The sequence below is a fragment of the Streptomyces sp. NPDC015144 genome, from assembly GCF_043079735.1.
Classification (GTDB): Bacteria; Actinomycetota; Actinomycetes; order Streptomycetales; family Streptomycetaceae; genus Streptomyces.
Window position 1 is genome coordinate 156,552 of sequence record NZ_JBIBUU010000007.1, and the last position, 15,545, is coordinate 172,096.

The window sequence follows — 15,545 nt, forward strand, 5'->3', positions numbered from 1 at the left end:
AATAGGCGACAAGCGGGCATCTATGTGCCTTGACGGGATCATGCGACCGCAGGAGGCTGAGGCGCCCCCCACGGAAGCCCTTCTTCAGATGTTGGATTGTTCATGCGCCCACTTGCTTCCGCAGGCACGCTCACCGCTGCCGTAGCCGCAGCGATGATTTTCGCTCCTGCCGCCCACGCCAACCCTCCCGGCGACAACGGCACCGTGAAGATTCACGATGCCAAGACCGGCGAGGAACTCCGTAAGAACGAGCCGCACGTCTGCACGTTCTACCTCGACGCCTTCGGGTTCGACGGTGGTCAGAACGTCGACTGGCGCATCGCCGCCTGGGCCCCGACCGCCGCCGTCAAGGGCGAGATCGTGAAGTCCGGTTCGCTGAAGCTCGACGCCGACGGCCACGGCCGGACGCCGGACCAGACGCTGCCCGACGGCCACTACAAGCTGTACTGGAACTTCGACGGCGAGCACGGCAAGGCCAAGCAGAAGGTCTTCTGGACCGACTGCAGCGGCGAGAAGCCGGGCGAGGAAAAGCCGGGCGAGGAAAAGCCCGGCGAGGAGAAGCCCGGCGAGGAGAAGCCGGGTGAGGAGAAGCCCGGCGAGAAGCCGACGCCCTCCGAGTCCACCCCCGGCACCGACACCTCCACGCCGGCGACGCCGACCGGGACCCCGGGCTCGTCCGCCCCCACGGACGCCACCCCGTCCGCCTCGACCTCGTCCCCGGCGGCGGCCAAGCCAACCTCCGACGACCACGCCGAGGGCGACCTCGCCGAGACCGGCACGGGCGCCCCGGTGGCCCTGCTCTCCGCAGCAGCCGCCGCCCTCGTGGCCGCCGGCGCCTACCTGGCCCTCCGCCGCCGCAAGGCCGCCCAGCACTGACCGGCCTCAACACCGGCCCCCACTGCCCCCGCACTCCACGCCGTGGATTGCGGGGGCAGTGTCGTGTGTAGGTGAAGAGGCCAGTCAGCCGGCTGCAATTGACGAGTAGGTCCACACGTCGGCTGGCATCTCGTGGTGGAGCCTCCAGATGATGCCCATGGGCTTGCTGCCCTTGTGCTCGACGTAATCGGCGGGGCCGAGGAGCATCCAGGGTTGAGCCCCGCCGATGTCTGTCTTCTTGTAGCGGCGGACGAAGAGGAGGACGTTGGAGCCCTTCTCCTTGTGGGTCTGGTAGCGAACGCCGGTGGGTGAGGTTTCTGAGGTCTGGTTCTGAGATTCCCAGTGGAACAGATGCTCGTTGCGTGCGTAGTCCTTGTAACGAGTTTCCGGAGAGAAGTCTTTCTCGTCCTTTTCGAGGGTGATGAGCAGTGCGTCAGTCTGGATGCTCTCGCACCACTTCACGCCCTCGCGGAAGTGCCCAGGCATGAAGCCGCCAATATAGGACTGCCCGAGGGCAGGGAGGATCTCTTCGCGACTGTACGAGGCGTGGATGGATAGCGGTGCGTTTGTGTGTACGCCAAGAAGTGGGACGGGTACGTGGTCAGCTTGGTCGAGTGCGTGCGCGAGGACCTGGCGGAGTTCGTTGCGGAAGTCGTGCTGTGGACGAAGAGTGTCGAAGCCTTCTTGGTAGCTGCTAAACCCTCCACCCAATGGCCACAGCGAGAAGAAGAGCATGCGAGCGAGAGCTTGATCTTGTGCGCTGAGAGTGTCGTACTCGGGGGCGTCGTCGGTGAGCATCTTGGTGTACGTGGCGACGCGCAGTGGATCATCTACATGCAGGAAGGACGGGATGCGCTTGAGGAGTGAGGACTCTCCATCCGGGCCGGATTCGGGAAGGAGCTTCGCTCTGCGGAGTAGGCCAGTCCATGAGTTCCCGCTGCCTCGATAAAGCTCCTTGAGTTCGCGACGACTCTCCAGGAGATACTTGTCAATCTGCGGTTCGGCGTACTCTGCGACCTCGCGAGCGAGATGGGTCACGTTCACGCTGATCTGACTTCGGATGTTCTGGATGATGAGGTCCTTGGCCTTTGACTCAAGGATGATCTGGCAACCAGACGGCAACTGCGGAAAATCTTGCTCAACGTTAGCGAGTAGACGGTTGCGTGTGAGGTTGGTGAGCGCCCGGAACTGCTCCTCGAAGCGGAATTCTTTGCGGTGCTGCCCGATGAAGTCCAGGACGGTAAGGACGGCCTTGCCTTCTGTTCTTCTCAGCCCGCGCCCTAGCTGCTGAAGGAATACCGTGGCGCTCGATGTCGGGCGAAGGAGGAGGAGAGTATCGACATCCGGGATGTCGAGTCCTTCGTTGAACAGGTCGACGGAGAAAATAACCTGGATCTCGCCGGACCTGAGCTTCTCCAGGGCATTCTTTCGTTCGTCGCGTGGAGTCTCACCCGAGAGCGCGATGGCGTTGAGGCCGGCTTGGCGGAAGAAGTCGGCCATGAAGTTGGAGTGTGCGATCGATACGCAGAACCCCAGGGCGCGCATCGAGCCCGGGTCCGTGACCTTGTCTCGTACGGCTTGCACGACGAGTCTGGCCCGAGCGGTATTTCCGGTGAACAGGTTGCTGAGATCAGCTGAGTCGTAGGAACCGCGCTTCCAGGCGATGGCGCTCATGTCGGTGTTGTCGGTGACGCCAAAGTAGTGGAACGGGCTGAGCAGGTCGTTCTCCAGAGCTTCCCAGAGGCGCATCTCTGCCGCGATCCGGCCATCGAAGAACTCATCCTGGATGTTTAGCCCATCCATGCGCTCTGGGGTTGCGGTCAGGCCGAGAAGCTCTTGCGGTTCAAAGTGGTCTACTATCCTTCGATACGTCTGGGACGTACCGTGATGAAACTCGTCAATCACGATGACATCGAAGTGATCGGGATTCAGTCGATCCAACGCCCGCGAGCTACTGAGGGACTGAACGCTACCGAAGACATGTGTCCAGTTCTCTGGGATCTCTCCGCCGACGAAAAGCTCGCCAAAATTTGCATCTACCAGAACATTTTGGTAGACCCGCAGTGATTGCTCTAGAATTTCCTTGCGATGAGCAACGAAAAGAAGGCGCGGATCGCGGCCCAGAGTCTGTCGAAGACGCTTGAAATCCAAGGCTGCCATGACGGTCTTCCCGGTACCGGTCGCGGCAACCAGGAGATTGCGGTGTCGGCCATGAACGATGCGCTCTACTTCGAGGCGCTCAAGCATGTCGCGTTGGTGAGGATACGGGCGAACTTCAAGCCCAGAAAGCGTGATGACGGGCTGGCTACCCCTACTGGATCCGCCAGCTTGCGCCAGAGCCTCGTCCAGCCGTGAGGCATCAGTGTGGGGGTCGTAGAGCTCGAAAGACCGATCGCTCCAGTATGCGTCGAATGTTGCCTCGAACTTTCGGATGACAGCAGGCGTAGCAACCGAGGAGAGCCGCACATTCCATTCGAGGCCATCGAGCAAAGCAGCCTTGGAGAGATTTGAACTGCCCACGTACGCCGTGTCGAATCCGCTGTCGCGGCGGAAGAGCCAAGCCTTGGCATGGAGGCGCGTGGACCGGAGTTCATAGTTCACCCGGACTTCAGCGCCGAACTCGCGGACCAGACGGTCAAGGGCGCGACGCTCAGTGGCTCCGATGTATGTGGTTGTCAGTACGCGGATGGGAACGCCGCGCTCTTGTGCAGACGTGAGTGCTTGTTCCAGCACGCGCAGCCCGTGCCATTTAACGAAGGCGCAGAGCAGGTCGACGCGGTCTGTCGTGGCCAACTCGGCTCGCAACTCAAAGCCCAGGCTGGGGTCCTCGGGAGAGTTGGTGAGGAGAGCCGTCTCGGAGAGCGGGGTAGCTGGACGAATGGCGTATACCCCAGGTGCTTCTTGCTCGGCCACTGCAAGCAACTGGCGAGGGCCATCGATGACGAGGTCAACCCACTCGGTAGCGCCTTTGATCGTGCTGAGCGAGTCCAGGATGTGGTTGGCGGCGAGGACCTGCTCCGCGGGCGAGAGACCTTGTAGCACTCTGCGTACGACGCTTGCGATGTGGCGTGTCAGTACGTGCGGGGCGGATTCGGCCCCCACCGCTTCATCAATGGAACGCCATCCCGCGGCGTCGAACTGCTTCATGCGGTCTTCGAGACGTCGAGTAATCAGCGTTTCGTAGAGCCCGGCAACAGGAGCTGTGGCGTCTGCAGAGTCGTGAGGCACGACCGATCCCCCCTCATCCCAACATTGGGTATGCAGTTGTATCAAGCAGGACTGACGGCTCCCTGCCCAGCCCTGCGGACATAAGCGAGGGCGGGCCGGCCGTCGAGGTGGAGGGTTTCGCCGGTGGGGGTGAAGCCGGTGCGGGTGAGGACGGTGCGGGAGGGGGTGTTGGTGACGGCGGCTCTGGCTCGGAGGGTGGGCAGGGCGTAGTCGGTGGCCGCCAGGGTGCAGAGGTGCTGGACGGTGGCGGTGGCCAGGCCGCGGTTGGTGGCCTTCTCGGCCATGCGGAAGCCCAGTTCGGCGGCGCCGTCGACGGCGTCCATCAGGTTGAAGCGGCCCAGCACCTCGCCGTCGGGGTCGATCAGGACGTGGAAGTGGCTGATGCCGGCGGACTGCTCGGCCAGGAGGGCGGCGAGGCGGGCGTCGAAGTCGGTGAAGTAGGCGTCGCCCCGGTCCGGGACGGACGCGGCGAAGAACGCGCGGTTCTCGCGCTCGAAGGCGAGCAGGGCGGGCGCGTGGTCGGGGCGGAGGCGCTGGAGTTCGGGCATGGCGTCACCCTACGGATCGGCGGGCGTGCGGCCGATGTGTTTTGTCGTGGCGCGCGGATGTGACACATCGGGGGCGATGTGTCACATCCGTTCGCAGGGGAGTGTCAGTCCGCGCCGTGGCACTCCCGGTACGTGCGGCCGGACCCGCACCAGCAGGGGGCGGTGCGGGCCGGGGGCCAGGGGATGGCGCGGCCGCGGGCGGCGAGGGTGGTGGCGTACTGGGGGAGGAGGTCCGGGTCGGACGGGGACGTGGCCTCCGAGGCGGCGAACGCCTCGTACGACGGGACCGTGCCGGTCACGATGCCGAGGTTCGGGGTGCCGGCCTGGTGGAGGTCGCGCAGGGCGGATTCCAGGCGGGCCAGGTGTTCGGTGTGCGAGGGGTACTCGCCGCGCAGCTCCGGGTAGCCGGCGAGGAGTTCGGTGAGATCGTCCTCGGTCCAGTGCAGCACCGCGACCGGGAAGGGCCGGGACAGGGCGTCCCGGTACGTGCCCAACTCGGCGCGCAGGCGGGTGATCTCGGCCTTCAGCTCGGCCGGGTCGGACGAGCCCAGGGACCACAGGCGCTTGGGGTCGTGGAGCTCGTCCAGGGGGACGGACGCGGTGTGGAGGGTGTCGGCCAGCTCGTCCCAGGCGTCGTGGCCGGTGCCCATCAGCCTGCGGACCCGGTGGCGGCCGAAGAGCAGGGACCGGGTGGCGTACGGCACTTCCTCGCCGGGGGTCAGGAGCAGGGCCAGCGCGGCGGAGAAGAAGTCGTGGGCGGACTCCAGCTCGTCGTGGGCCTCGAAGGTGAGTGCCGCGATCTCCCAGGGGCCGGGGTCGAGGGGGCCCGCGGTGCGGATGCCCTCGATGATCGCGCGGGCCTCCGCCTCGTGGCCGTACTCCCACAGGTTGGCCGCGTTGAGGGCCTTGACCAGGTGGGGCCGGACGAGGTCGGGGGAGGCGAGGAGGTCGTCGTAGAGGGTGGTGGCGCGGGTGCGGTCGCCGGCGAGTTCCAGATGGGCCGCGGCCTGGATGAGCAGTGGCTCACGGTCCTCGGGATACCGCGCCGCGGCGCGCAGCAGGCGCTCGGCTTCGGCGGTGTGGGCGGCAGGCGTGTCGGGGCGCATGGACCACACCGTACTGCCGTGCGGGTCATGGGCGGAGGGTCGTTCGGACCCTGGAGAGTTACGGGCCGGGGGCCTATCGTGCGGGCCGTGCGGGAGCGGATACCGGTGGTGACACAACGGAGCGCGCGCGGGCGCAGGGCCGTCGCGCGCGGGCTCTGGACCGGCGCCGAGCTGGTGGTGACCCTCGGCGTCGTCCTGTTGTTGCTCGTTGTTCATCAGCTCTGGTGGACCAACCGGCAGGCCCGTGCCGGGGCCGGGGACGAGGTGCGGTCGCTCCAGCGGGAGTGGGCGGTGGGGCGGGCTGACACGGACGGGGACGGAGACGGGGACAGGGGCGGGAACGCGGGCGGGAGCGGGGACGGACGCGCGGGCGGGGACAAGCACGGGGGAGGCGGGGGCGGTGGGGGGCCCGGCGGGCGTACGGAGCCGCGGGGCGACCAGGCGTATGCCGTCATCCGCATCCCGCGGCTCGGGCTCGTCGCCCCCGTGGCCCAGGGCATCGACAAGCGGGGCGTCCTCGACAAGGGGTACGTCGGGCACTACCCCGGCACCGCGCAGCCCGGCCGCCCCGGGAACTTCGCCCTCGCCGGGCACCGCAACACGCACGGCGAGCCCTTCCGGTACATCAACCGGCTGCGGCGCGGCGACCGCATCGCCGTCGAGACCCGGGACGCCGTGTACACGTACACCGTCGACCGGACGCTGGCGCGCACCAGCCCGCGCGACGGCGGGGTCGTCGCGGCCGTTCCGCGCAGCAACCTGGCCCCGTACCCGGGGTACCACCGGGCCGGTTCCTATGTGACGCTCACGACGTGTACGCCCGAATTCACCTCCCGGTACCGGCTCGTCGTCTGGGGAAAACTGGTGGAGACCCGGTCGCGGTGACGCGGAGGGCCTAAGGTTCCCTGACGTGCTCAGACGACGTCCGCAGTTGTTGTGGTTGCTGGTCCCCTATGTGCTGTACCTGGGGGTGCTGCCGCTCGTGAACCGGGTCCACCCGGTGATTCTCGGGCTGCCGTTCCTCTTCGTGTGGCTGCTCGGGGCGACCCTGCTGACCCCCGTCGCCGTATGGCTGACCCGGCGGGGGGACCGCCGGTGAACGCCACGGTCGCGACCTCCGTCTTCGGCGCCTTCATGGTCGTCACCGTCGCCCTCGGGCTGCTCGCCGCGCGGGGGCGGCGGAAGGGCGGCGAGGGCGGCGGGCTCGCCGAGTGGTCCGTCGGCGGGCGCAGCCTCGGCACGGTGTTCATCTGGGTGCTGATGGCCGGCGAGGGCTACACCAGCTTCAGCTACCTGGGCGCCGCGGGCTGGGGCTACAACTACGGCACCCCGGTGCTGTACGTCGTCGCGTACATGTCCTGCGGGTACGCGGTCGGCTACGTCGTCGGCCCCATGCTCTGGGCGTACGCGCGCGAGCACGGGCTCGTCGGGATCACCGACATGGTGGCGCACCGCTTCGGGCGGCCCTGGCTCGGGGCGTTCCTCGCCGTGCTCGTCACCGTCTTCCTGCTCCCGTACATCCAGCTCCAGATCACCGGCATGGGCGTGGTCGTCTCGACGATCTCCTACGGGTCCATCAGCCTGAACTGGGCCTACTTCATCGCCTTCGCCGTCACCACCGGCTTCGTCGTGGTGAGCGGGCTGCGGGGCAGCGCCTGGGTCTCCGTGCTCAAGGACGTGCTGGTCATCGCCACCCTCGGCTTCCTCGCGTTCTACGTGCCGGCGCACTACTTCGGCGGGTACGGGCCCTTCCTCGACCGGCTCGTCACCGAGAAGAGCGAGTGGCTGACCTTCCCCGGGCACGGCGACAGCGGGCTCGGCCAGGCGTGGTTCATCACCACCTCGTTCCTCAACTCGCTCACCGTGGTCATCTTCCCGACCACCGTCGCCGGCTACCTCGGCGCGAAGAACGCCGACGTGCTGCGCCGCAACGCCATGCTGCTGCCCGCGTACAACGTGCTGCTGTTCGTGCCGATGCTGCTCGGCATGGCGGCGCTCTTCGTCGTGCCCGGACTGGTGGGCGCCGAGTCCAACCTGGCGCTCTTCAAGCTGGTCGTGGACTCGCTGCCGGCCTGGGCGGTCGGGGTCATCGGGGTGGCCGCCGCGCTCTCCTCGATCGTGCCGATGGCCGTCTTCATGCTGGTCATCGGCACCATGTGGGGGCGCAGCGTGGTCTCGCTCCTACCGCGCCTGGAGCGGCGGCAGAAGGGGGCCGCGCAGAGCGTCGTGGTGGTCGCGGGGAGCCTCGCGCTGCTGCTGACGTACACCGCGCCGAACACCCTGGTCCGGCTCTCCCTCATCTCGTACGAGGCGATGGCGCAGCTGCTGCCGATGGTGCTGCTGGGGTTGGTGTGGCGGCGGCTGACCTTGTGGGGGGCGTTGAGCGGGCTGGCCGTCGGTGTGGCCCTGGTGTGCGGGTTCGTGTTCACGGAGCACGATCCGGTGTGGGGGGTGAACGCGGGGATCGTGGCGCTCGCCGCCAACCTCGCCGTCGCGCTCGCCGTGACGTACGCGGGGCCGCGCGAGCGCGACGACCGGCCGGACGAGGAGGTGCTGGCACGGGACGAGGTCCGTCCTCCCGTGGCGGTGGAGTGAGGTCCGGGGTCCACGGCGCGGGCGTGGACCGGTCCCGCGGGTCGCCCTCGTAGGCCGGTCGTCACGGCCGGTCGTGTATAACGGCTGGAGAGCACCGGACGACGCGTCCGGCCGGAGGGAAGAGGGGGAGGGGCCGATGAACGGTGACATGAACCGTCTGCGCGGTGGCCTCGCCCGGCTGCTCCGCCCCGCCGGTCTGCTGCTCTTCCTCCTCACCGAGGTGCTGCTCGCCGAGGGCGGCAGCCTCTCCGCCGCGGTCGCGCTGGCCGCCACCGCGGCCGCCGGTTCCGCGCTCGCCGTCGCCTCCCTCATCAGCGCCCGCTGCGCGCCCCCGGTGCCCCGCACCCGGATCCGCACCGCCATCCGGGACCGGGAGAAACGCACCGCGTTCCTTCCCCAGCGCGACCCCGACGCCAAGGGGCGCAGACGCCCCCGAGCCCCCGGACACGCCCTCCCGACGACCGCGTAGGGGCTCGTTCCCGCCGCCGTCCCGGCCGTTCCGGTTCCCCCGGACACCGGCCGGAGCAGGCGCCGTTCGCCGCCCCGCCGCGCGGTCCGTCATGCCGATCCCGTACTTCTCCCGGCACGACGAGACCCCGGAGGGCTCACCCATGTCCGTCTTCATGTCCGCGTTCGCGGCCCTGGTCGGCGCGCTGGCCGACGCGCTGCACCCGCTCTTCCAGACCGCCTCCATCGCCGCCGCGATCGTGCTGTTCACCGCACTCGTACGGCTCGCCGTCCACCCCCTGTCGCGGGCCGCGGCGCGGGGGCAGAAGGCCCGCACCAGGCTCCAGCCGAAGATCGCGGAACTGCGCAGGAAGCACGGCAAGAACCCCGAACGGCTCCAGAAGGCGATGATGGAGCTGCACCGCGAGGAGAAGGTCTCGCCGCTCTCCGGCTGCCTGCCCAGCCTGCTCCAGATGCCCGCTTTCTTCCTGCTCTACCACCTCTTCTCCAGCCACCGCATCGGCGACGCCCCCAACGAACTCCTCGGCCACCAGCTCCTCGGCGCCCCGCTCGGCGAGCGCTGGCACGACGCGCTCGCGCACGGCGGGCCGTTCGGTACGCAGGGGCTGGTCTACCTCGCGCTCTTCGTGGTGGTCGCCGCCGTGGCCACGTTCAACTTCCGGCGCACCAAGCGGCAGCTGGCCGTCAACCCCGTCACCCCGGCCACCGGCCCGGACGGGCAGCCGGTGCCCGGCATGGGCGCGATGACCAGGCTGATGCCGCTGATGTCGTTCTTCACCCTCGTCACCGTGGCCGTCGTCCCGCTCGCCGCCGCGCTGTACGTCGTCACCAGCACCACCTGGACCGCGGTCGAGCGGGCCGTCCTCTACCGCGACATGCCGGCCGCCGGGGCCGCCGTGGCCAGCCCGGTCTGAGCGGGCGGGACGCGTACGGCGCCACCGGGAAGGCGGCCGTCGCGGTCCAGGTGGTGAACAGGGTCTTGTGGAGTGATCGGATGTCTTGGACGATCGGACAAGCCTGCGATGGCCGCCACCCATTCGACGGGCCCGATCTCGACCAAGGGGAGACAGAGAGTTGAAGCTGCTTCGTGTGGGTACGGCAGGGGCGGAACGACCGGCGCTGCTGGACGGGAACGGAACCCTGCGCGACCTGTCGGGGCTGGTCACCGACATCGACGGCGCCCTGCTCGCCGACGAGTCGGCGCTCGCCCGGGTGCGGGCCGCGGCGGCCGCCGGTGACCTGCCCGAGCTCGACGCCGAGGGGCTGCGGATCGGGCCGCCGCTCACCGGGATCGGCAAGATCCTGTGCATCGGGCTGAACTACCACGACCACGCCACCGAGACCGGTGCGGAGATTCCCACCGAGCCGATCCTGTTCTTCAAGGCGCCGGACACCGTCGTCGGACCCGAGGACACGGTGCTGGTGCCGCGCGGCAGCGTGAAGACCGACTGGGAGGTCGAGCTGGCGGTCGTCATCGGGCGCACGGCCCGGTACCTGGACTCCGCCGAGGAGGGGCTCGCGCACGTCGCCGGGTACGCGGTCGCGCACGACGTCTCCGAGCGCGAGTTCCAGATCGAGCGCGGCGGCACCTGGGACAAGGGCAAGAACTGCGAGACGTTCAACCCGCTGGGCCCGTGGCTGGTGACGGCGGACGAGGTCCCCGACCCGCAGGCGCTGTCGCTGAGGCTCTGGGTCAACGGCGAGCTGAAGCAGGACGGCACCACCGCCGACCAGATCTTCCCGGTGGGCGAGGTGGTCCGCTACCTGAGCCACTTCATGACGCTGTACCCGGGCGACGTGATCAACACCGGAACCCCGGCCGGCGTCGCGCTCGGGCAGCCCGAGCCCAAGCCGTACCTGCGGGCCGGGGACGTGGTGGAGCTGGAGATCGCCGGTCTCGGACGCCAGCGCCAGCAGCTCAAGGACGCGTAGGCGCCGGGGGCGCGCCCCCGGCACCCCGACTCAGGCGCCGGAAAGATCGGAGGCGTGCGGGGGCGTGGCGTGCGGCAGACGTACGGCCACGCCCTCGCGGGCCGACCGGCGGGCGGCCTCCAGGACGTCCAGCGCCGCCGCGGCCTGAAGAGCGGTCACCGGGTTCGGGCCCCGGCCGCGGAGCGCGTCGGCGACGGCCGCGTAGTACGCCGGATAGTCGCCCGGCAGGGTGCGGACCGGGGTGCCGCCGCCGGTGGACGGGGACTCGCCCGAGCCGATCCGGCCCCACCGCTCCTCGGGCTCCTCGCCCCAGGGGCGGCCCGGAGCCGGGCGCAGGCCGGCGCGCAGGTCGGCCTCCTGCGGGTCGAAGCCGTACTTCACGTACCCGGCACTCCGGCCGAGGACCCGGAAGCGCGGGCCGAGCTGGGCCGTCGTGGCGCTCACGTACAGGTGCGAGCGGACCCCGTTCGCATGGGTGAGCGCGAGAAAGGTGTCGTCGTCGGCCGCGGCCCCGGGGCGGCGCACATCGGCCTCCGCGTACACCAGCACGGCCGGCCCGAACAGGGTGAGCGCCTGGTCGACGACATGGCTGCCCAGGTCGTACAGCAGCCCTCCGATCTCCTCGGGATCGCCCGACTCGCGCCAGCCGCCCTTGGGCCGGGGACGCCACCGCTCGAAACGGGACTCGAAGCGCTGCACCTCGCCCAGCGCCCCGTCCGCGAGCAGCCCGGCGAGGGTGCGGAAGTCGTTGTCCCAACGGCGGTTCTGGAAGACCGAGAGCAGCAGCCCGCGCTCGTCCGCCAGGGCCGCGAGCCCCCGCGCCCCGGCCGCCGTCCCGGCGATCGGCTTGTCCACCACGACCGGCAGCCCGGCCTCCAGGGCGGCCGTCGCGAGCGGGACGTGGGTCCGGTTCGGCGAGGCGATCACGATCAGATCGGGGGCCTCGGAGGTGCCCGCGCGCTCCCACAGCTCCTGCGGCGAGGCGGCGAACCGTACCCCGGGGTGCTCGGCGCGGGCCGCCGCCCGACGCTCCTCGTTCCGGGTGACGACGGTGTCGAGGACGAGGCCGTCGGTCGCGGCGATCAGCGGGGCGTGGAAGACCGACCCCGCCAGGCCGAAGCCGACGAGCCCGACGCGCAGCGGGGCGTCGGACGGTCCGGGGTGCTGGTGGGGGGCGTCGGCGGTCTCGCCGCTACTCGCGTGGGCAGTCATGCCGCCACTCAAGCAACAGGCTCTTCCTTGTACAAGCGGGGTGCGAGCGGCGTACGGGCGGGGCGCGAGCGGCACGCGATCGGCGTACGCGCGGCGGGCAATCGGCGTACGGGCGGCATGTCGGCACCGCCCCTCGCGCGCGCGGGTGGCAGCGTCGGCCGGACCCGGTGAACTCCGGCGCACGGGGTGAGCCGACCGTTCCGCGCCCAGCGAAGGACCCCGATGGCCCCCACCCCGCCCCCCGAGAAACCCGCCGAGAAACCCGTCGGCACGCCCCCGGACACCCCCACCGCGCCCCCCGCCCCGCCGCGCCTCGCGCCGTACGCGACCGCCGCCCCCACCTCCGTACCGGTGACCACGGCCGCGTCCATCCCGGTGATCGCCGCCCCCGCGCACCCTCCCTCGCCCCCGCACCCGGCAGCTCCCGGGCGGACGAGGCACGGTTTCGCGCTCGGGCTGGCCGTGGCGAGCGTCGTCCCGGCGGTCGTCCTCGGTGGCACGTCCGTCGCGCCCGCCTCGGCCGCCCGCTCCACCACCGCCGCTCCCACGCCCGGCTCCTCCACCGCCCCGGCCCCGGCCCCCGACCCGGCCCCGGGACCGGGCGCCGTCCCCACCCCCGGGCCCCCGGCGGCCTGCGGGGACCCGGCGGCGAAGGACTTCCCCCTCACCACCCGCATCCACGGCGGCCCGGCCACCTACGCCTCCGGCGGCGGGTACGGCACCTGGTTCCTGGACCTGACCAACACCACCACCGAACCCTGCCGGGCCGTCCACCCCGTGCTCGTCCTCACCGACGAGGGCCGCAGGCTCACCTCCGACCAGATCCAGCTCCAGTTCTCCGAGCCGGCCCGCCCCGACACGGAGCACCGCGTCCGCTGGGAGACCACCGACCAGGACGAGCACATCGGGGTCTTCGGCGGCACCGGGGACGACACCTTCGCCGGTTTCACCGTCCCGGCGGGCGGCACCGTCACCGTCCGGGTCCGGATGGCGTTCACCTCCGACACCAGCCCCGGCCGGATCACCGCCAACGCCGCCGTCGTCCAGCGGCAGCGCGTCGCGGGCAAGGACGACGGGGCCTGGATCGGCGAGTCCCACGACTACCCCTTCACCGTCGTCGACGACAGCGGCGACGGGACCGAGCGGGACACCGGGGGGACCGCGGAACCCCCGGCGGCGACGGAGACGACCGGACCCGACGAGCCCGCGACCGCCGAATCCGTACCGGACGGCCCCCGCACACCCCCGCCCGCCGCCGACCCCGGCGATCCCGATCCGGGCGCCCCCGACGCCGACGAGCCCGACGCGGACGACCCCGACCTCCCCCGACTCGCCGAGACCGGCACCGACCCGCTCACGGCCCCCGCCCTGGCCGCCACCGGGCTGCTGATCGCCGGCGGCGCGATGGTGGTCACGGCCCGGCGGCTGCGCCGCGACACGAACTGACGGCCCCGGCGGGCGCCCCCGGCACCGCTCCCGCAACTCCCCGCTCGCCCGCACGTCCCCGGATGTTCACCGGTGTTCATGTGGGTCTGCCACGATCGGCCGGTGGACTACCCGTACGACCAGGCACCTGGCGCACCCATCCGCTCCGGCATCCCGGAGCACGGCCGCATTCCCAAGTACTACGCGGTCAAGGCCCGTATCTCCGCACTCATAGGGGAGTTGGGCGAGGGCGGCATGCTGCCCACCGAGCGCGATCTCGCCGAGCGCCACGAGGTCTCGCGCGAGACGGTGCGTCAGGCGCTGCGCGAACTCCTGCTGGAGGGGCGGCTCGCCCGGCAGGGGCGGGGCACCGTCGTGGCCGGCCCCAAGCTGGAACAGCCGCTCTCGCTGGCGAGTTACACCGAGGGCGTGCGCCGCCAGGGCCGCACCCCGGGCCGTACCCTCATCGGCCTGGAGCGGTTCCCCTGCCCCGAGGCGCTGGCCGGGGACATCGGAGTGGTCCGGGGCGAGCCGGTCTGGCACCTGGAGCGGGTGCTGCTCGCCGACGACGACCGGGTCGGCCTGGAGAGCACCTACGTCCCGGTCGCCCGCATTCCGCACCTGGACACGGAGTTCGACCCCGACTCGTCCTTCTACGCCTACCTCCGCGACCGGCTCGGGATCTCCTTCGGCGACGGCGACGAGCGGATCGAGACCGTGCTCGCGACGCCCCGCGAGGCGCTGCTCATCGGCACCCCGCCCGCGCTGCCCATGCTGCTGCTCCACCGCGTCTCGCGCGACACCGCCGGCCGGCCGCTGGAGCGCGTACGGACCCTCTACCGGGGCGACCGCTTCTCCTTCACCGCCCACCTGGGCCCGCAGGACGGCCGCTGACCGACCGCTCCCCGGTGCGCCCGCCCGGGTCGATAACGGAAAGGTAACGGGTCTAGGCCAAGCTTGGGGCCCAGTTCACCGTCCCGTTGCCGTACGGATCCGAACGGGTCACCCGCCCCGAGGAGCGTAACCGCCGTGAGAGTCATCGTCGTAGGAGCCGGCGTGGTGGGAACCATGCACGCCTGGCACGCAGTGAACCGCGGCCACGAGGTCGTACAGATCGAGCGCGAGAGCGAGGCACGCGGGGCATCGCTCCGCAATTTCGGACAGATATGGGTCAGCGGCCGGGCCGGTGGCGAGGAGCTGGAGACCGCGCTGCGCGCCCGTGAGCTCTGGGAGTCCATCGGGGCGCGGGTCCCCGGGCTCGGCTTCCGGGCCTGCGGTTCGCTCACCCCGGTCCGCACCGGGCTGGAGACCGCCGTCGCCGAGGCGGCCGTCGCCCGGCCCGACGCGGAGGCCCGCGGCTACAAGCTGCTGACCGCCGACGAGGCCCGCGCGATCAACCCCGCGCTGCGCGGCGAGTTCGCCGCCGCCCTGTGGTGCGGGCGGGACGCCGCGGTCGAGCCGCGCACCGCCCAGCGGGTCCTGAAGCAGGAGCTGCTGAAGTCGGGCCGGTACACCTTCCTCGGCGGCCGCGAGGTCCGCGAGGTGGTCGGTACCGCCTCCGTCCGCGACGACCACGGCGACGTGCACACCGGCGACGCGGTGATCCTGGCCACCGGTGCCTGGCTCGGCGGGCTCGTCCGCGAACTGGCCGGCCCCGACCTGCCGGTGCGCCGCGTCCGCCTCCAGATGATGCAGACCGACCCGCTGGGCGAGCCGCTCACCACCTCCGTCGCCGACCCCGACAGCTTCCGCTACTACCCGGCGTACCGGGGCGAGGCGCTCGACGCGCTCAACGCCGGCCAGGCCCAGGCGCCCACCGCCGCCGAGCACCGGATGCAGCTGCTGATGGTGCAGCGGAGCGACGGCGGGCTCACCATCGGCGACACCCACGAGTACGAGCACCCCTTCGCCTTCGACACCGTCGAGGAGCCGTACGAGCACCTCACCGCGGTCGTCGAGTCCTTCCTCGGCCGCCCGCTGCCGAGGATCCGCCACCGGTGGGCCGGGGTCTACGCCCAGTGCACCGACACCAGCCGGGTCGTCCACCGCCAGCAGGTGCGGGACGGCGTCTGGCTGGTCACCGGACCGGGCGGCCGGGGCATGACCTGCTCGCCCGCCATCGCCGAAACGACCGCCGACGAACTGGGCTGGTGAC

14 protein-coding genes are annotated in these 15,545 nt (G+C 70.6%); 10 read left to right on the forward strand and 4 right to left on the reverse strand.

Annotation, left to right across the window (positions count from 1 at the left end):
- Nucleotides 1–102: 102 nt before the first annotated feature.
- Nucleotides 103–876, forward strand: coding sequence for an LPXTG cell wall anchor domain-containing protein (locus ACF08W_RS14880; RefSeq protein ID WP_385209891.1), 774 nt, complete (start codon nucleotides 103–105; stop codon nucleotides 874–876).
- An 84-nt stretch (nucleotides 877–960) separates the two neighbouring features.
- Here the strand turns inward: ACF08W_RS14880 and ACF08W_RS14885 are convergent, their stop codons facing one another.
- The 3 genes from ACF08W_RS14885 to ACF08W_RS14895 all read right to left on the reverse strand — a co-directional run bounded on the left by ACF08W_RS14885 (nucleotide 961) and on the right by ACF08W_RS14895 (nucleotide 5,758).
- Nucleotides 961–4,023, reverse strand: coding sequence for a DUF3427 domain-containing protein (locus tag ACF08W_RS14885; RefSeq protein WP_392279434.1), 3,063 nt, complete (start codon nucleotides 4,021–4,023; stop codon nucleotides 961–963).
- A gap of 122 nt (nucleotides 4,024–4,145) precedes the next feature.
- Complete coding sequence (locus ACF08W_RS14890) at nucleotides 4,146–4,652, reverse strand: GNAT family N-acetyltransferase (protein ID WP_392279435.1); 507 nt, start codon at nucleotides 4,650–4,652, stop codon at nucleotides 4,146–4,148.
- A gap of 104 nt (nucleotides 4,653–4,756) precedes the next feature.
- Nucleotides 4,757–5,758, reverse strand: coding sequence for an SEC-C domain-containing protein (locus ACF08W_RS14895; protein WP_392279436.1), 1,002 nt, complete (start codon nucleotides 5,756–5,758; stop codon nucleotides 4,757–4,759).
- 78 nt (nucleotides 5,759–5,836) lie between these two features.
- Between ACF08W_RS14895 and ACF08W_RS14900 the strand changes: the two genes are divergently transcribed.
- The 6 genes from ACF08W_RS14900 (at nucleotide 5,837) to ACF08W_RS14925 (ending at nucleotide 10,753) form a co-directional block, all read left to right on the forward strand.
- Complete coding sequence (locus ACF08W_RS14900) at nucleotides 5,837–6,643, forward strand: class E sortase (protein ID WP_392279437.1); 807 nt, start codon at nucleotides 5,837–5,839, stop codon at nucleotides 6,641–6,643.
- 55 nt (nucleotides 6,644–6,698) lie between these two features.
- Nucleotides 6,699–6,857, forward strand: coding sequence for a DUF3311 domain-containing protein (locus ACF08W_RS14905; protein ID WP_124723383.1), 159 nt, complete (start codon nucleotides 6,699–6,701; stop codon nucleotides 6,855–6,857).
- The gene (locus ACF08W_RS14910; RefSeq protein WP_392279438.1) at nucleotides 6,854–8,353 is read left to right on the forward strand and encodes a sodium:solute symporter; all 1,500 of its coding nucleotides are present in this window, start codon (nucleotides 6,854–6,856) and stop codon (nucleotides 8,351–8,353) included. Before ACF08W_RS14905 ends, ACF08W_RS14910 begins: the two co-directional genes overlap by 4 nt.
- A gap of 136 nt (nucleotides 8,354–8,489) precedes the next feature.
- Nucleotides 8,490–8,822 carry a DUF6412 domain-containing protein gene (locus ACF08W_RS14915; protein ID WP_352273774.1) on the forward strand — a complete coding sequence of 111 codons (333 nt, stop codon included), beginning with the start codon at nucleotides 8,490–8,492 and terminating at the stop codon, nucleotides 8,820–8,822.
- A gap of 142 nt (nucleotides 8,823–8,964) precedes the next feature.
- Complete coding sequence (locus ACF08W_RS14920; protein WP_392279534.1) at nucleotides 8,965–9,735, forward strand: YidC/Oxa1 family membrane protein insertase; 771 nt, start codon at nucleotides 8,965–8,967, stop codon at nucleotides 9,733–9,735.
- Nucleotides 9,736–9,895: 160 nt separating this feature from the next.
- The gene (locus ACF08W_RS14925) at nucleotides 9,896–10,753 is read left to right on the forward strand and encodes a fumarylacetoacetate hydrolase family protein (RefSeq protein WP_392279439.1); all 858 of its coding nucleotides are present in this window, start codon (nucleotides 9,896–9,898) and stop codon (nucleotides 10,751–10,753) included.
- A 30-nt stretch (nucleotides 10,754–10,783) separates the two neighbouring features.
- Here ACF08W_RS14925 and ACF08W_RS14930 read toward each other — a convergent pair whose 3' ends face one another.
- A complete protein-coding gene (locus tag ACF08W_RS14930; protein WP_392279440.1) occupies nucleotides 10,784–11,965 on the reverse strand; it encodes a Gfo/Idh/MocA family oxidoreductase in 1,182 nt (393 codons plus the stop codon).
- Between the two features lie 222 nt (nucleotides 11,966–12,187).
- Here ACF08W_RS14930 and ACF08W_RS14935 point away from each other — a divergent pair, with 222 nt between their 5' ends.
- From ACF08W_RS14935 to ACF08W_RS14945, 3 genes are all read left to right on the forward strand, one after another.
- Entirely contained in the window at nucleotides 12,188–13,411 is a 1,224-nt protein-coding gene (locus ACF08W_RS14935; protein ID WP_392279441.1) for a hypothetical protein, read from the forward strand.
- A 102-nt stretch (nucleotides 13,412–13,513) separates the two neighbouring features.
- The gene (locus tag ACF08W_RS14940; protein WP_385209952.1) at nucleotides 13,514–14,284 is read left to right on the forward strand and encodes a GntR family transcriptional regulator; all 771 of its coding nucleotides are present in this window, start codon (nucleotides 13,514–13,516) and stop codon (nucleotides 14,282–14,284) included.
- A gap of 135 nt (nucleotides 14,285–14,419) precedes the next feature.
- Nucleotides 14,420–15,544, forward strand: a complete 1,125-nt coding sequence (locus ACF08W_RS14945) for a TIGR03364 family FAD-dependent oxidoreductase (RefSeq protein WP_385209955.1) — start codon at nucleotides 14,420–14,422, stop codon at nucleotides 15,542–15,544.
- Nucleotide 15,545 lies beyond the last annotated feature (1 nt).

Excerpts from the sequence above, each read along its gene's own strand:
- ACF08W_RS14880 (WP_385209891.1), top strand. The coding sequence starts at position 103 with ATGCGCCCACTTGCTTCCGCAGGCACGCTCACCGCTGCCGTAGCCGCA.
- ACF08W_RS14885 (WP_392279434.1), bottom strand. The coding sequence starts at position 4,023 with ATGAAGCAGTTCGACGCCGCGGGATGGCGTTCCATTGATGAAGCGGTG.
- ACF08W_RS14890 (WP_392279435.1), bottom strand. The coding sequence starts at position 4,652 with ATGCCCGAACTCCAGCGCCTCCGCCCCGACCACGCGCCCGCCCTGCTC.
- ACF08W_RS14895 (WP_392279436.1), bottom strand. The coding sequence starts at position 5,758 with ATGCGCCCCGACACGCCTGCCGCCCACACCGCCGAAGCCGAGCGCCTG.
- ACF08W_RS14915 (WP_352273774.1), top strand. The coding sequence starts at position 8,490 with ATGAACGGTGACATGAACCGTCTGCGCGGTGGCCTCGCCCGGCTGCTC.
- ACF08W_RS14920 (WP_392279534.1), top strand. The coding sequence starts at position 8,965 with ATGTCCGTCTTCATGTCCGCGTTCGCGGCCCTGGTCGGCGCGCTGGCC.
- ACF08W_RS14930 (WP_392279440.1), bottom strand. The coding sequence starts at position 11,965 with ATGACTGCCCACGCGAGTAGCGGCGAGACCGCCGACGCCCCCCACCAG.
- ACF08W_RS14935 (WP_392279441.1), top strand. The coding sequence starts at position 12,188 with ATGGCCCCCACCCCGCCCCCCGAGAAACCCGCCGAGAAACCCGTCGGC.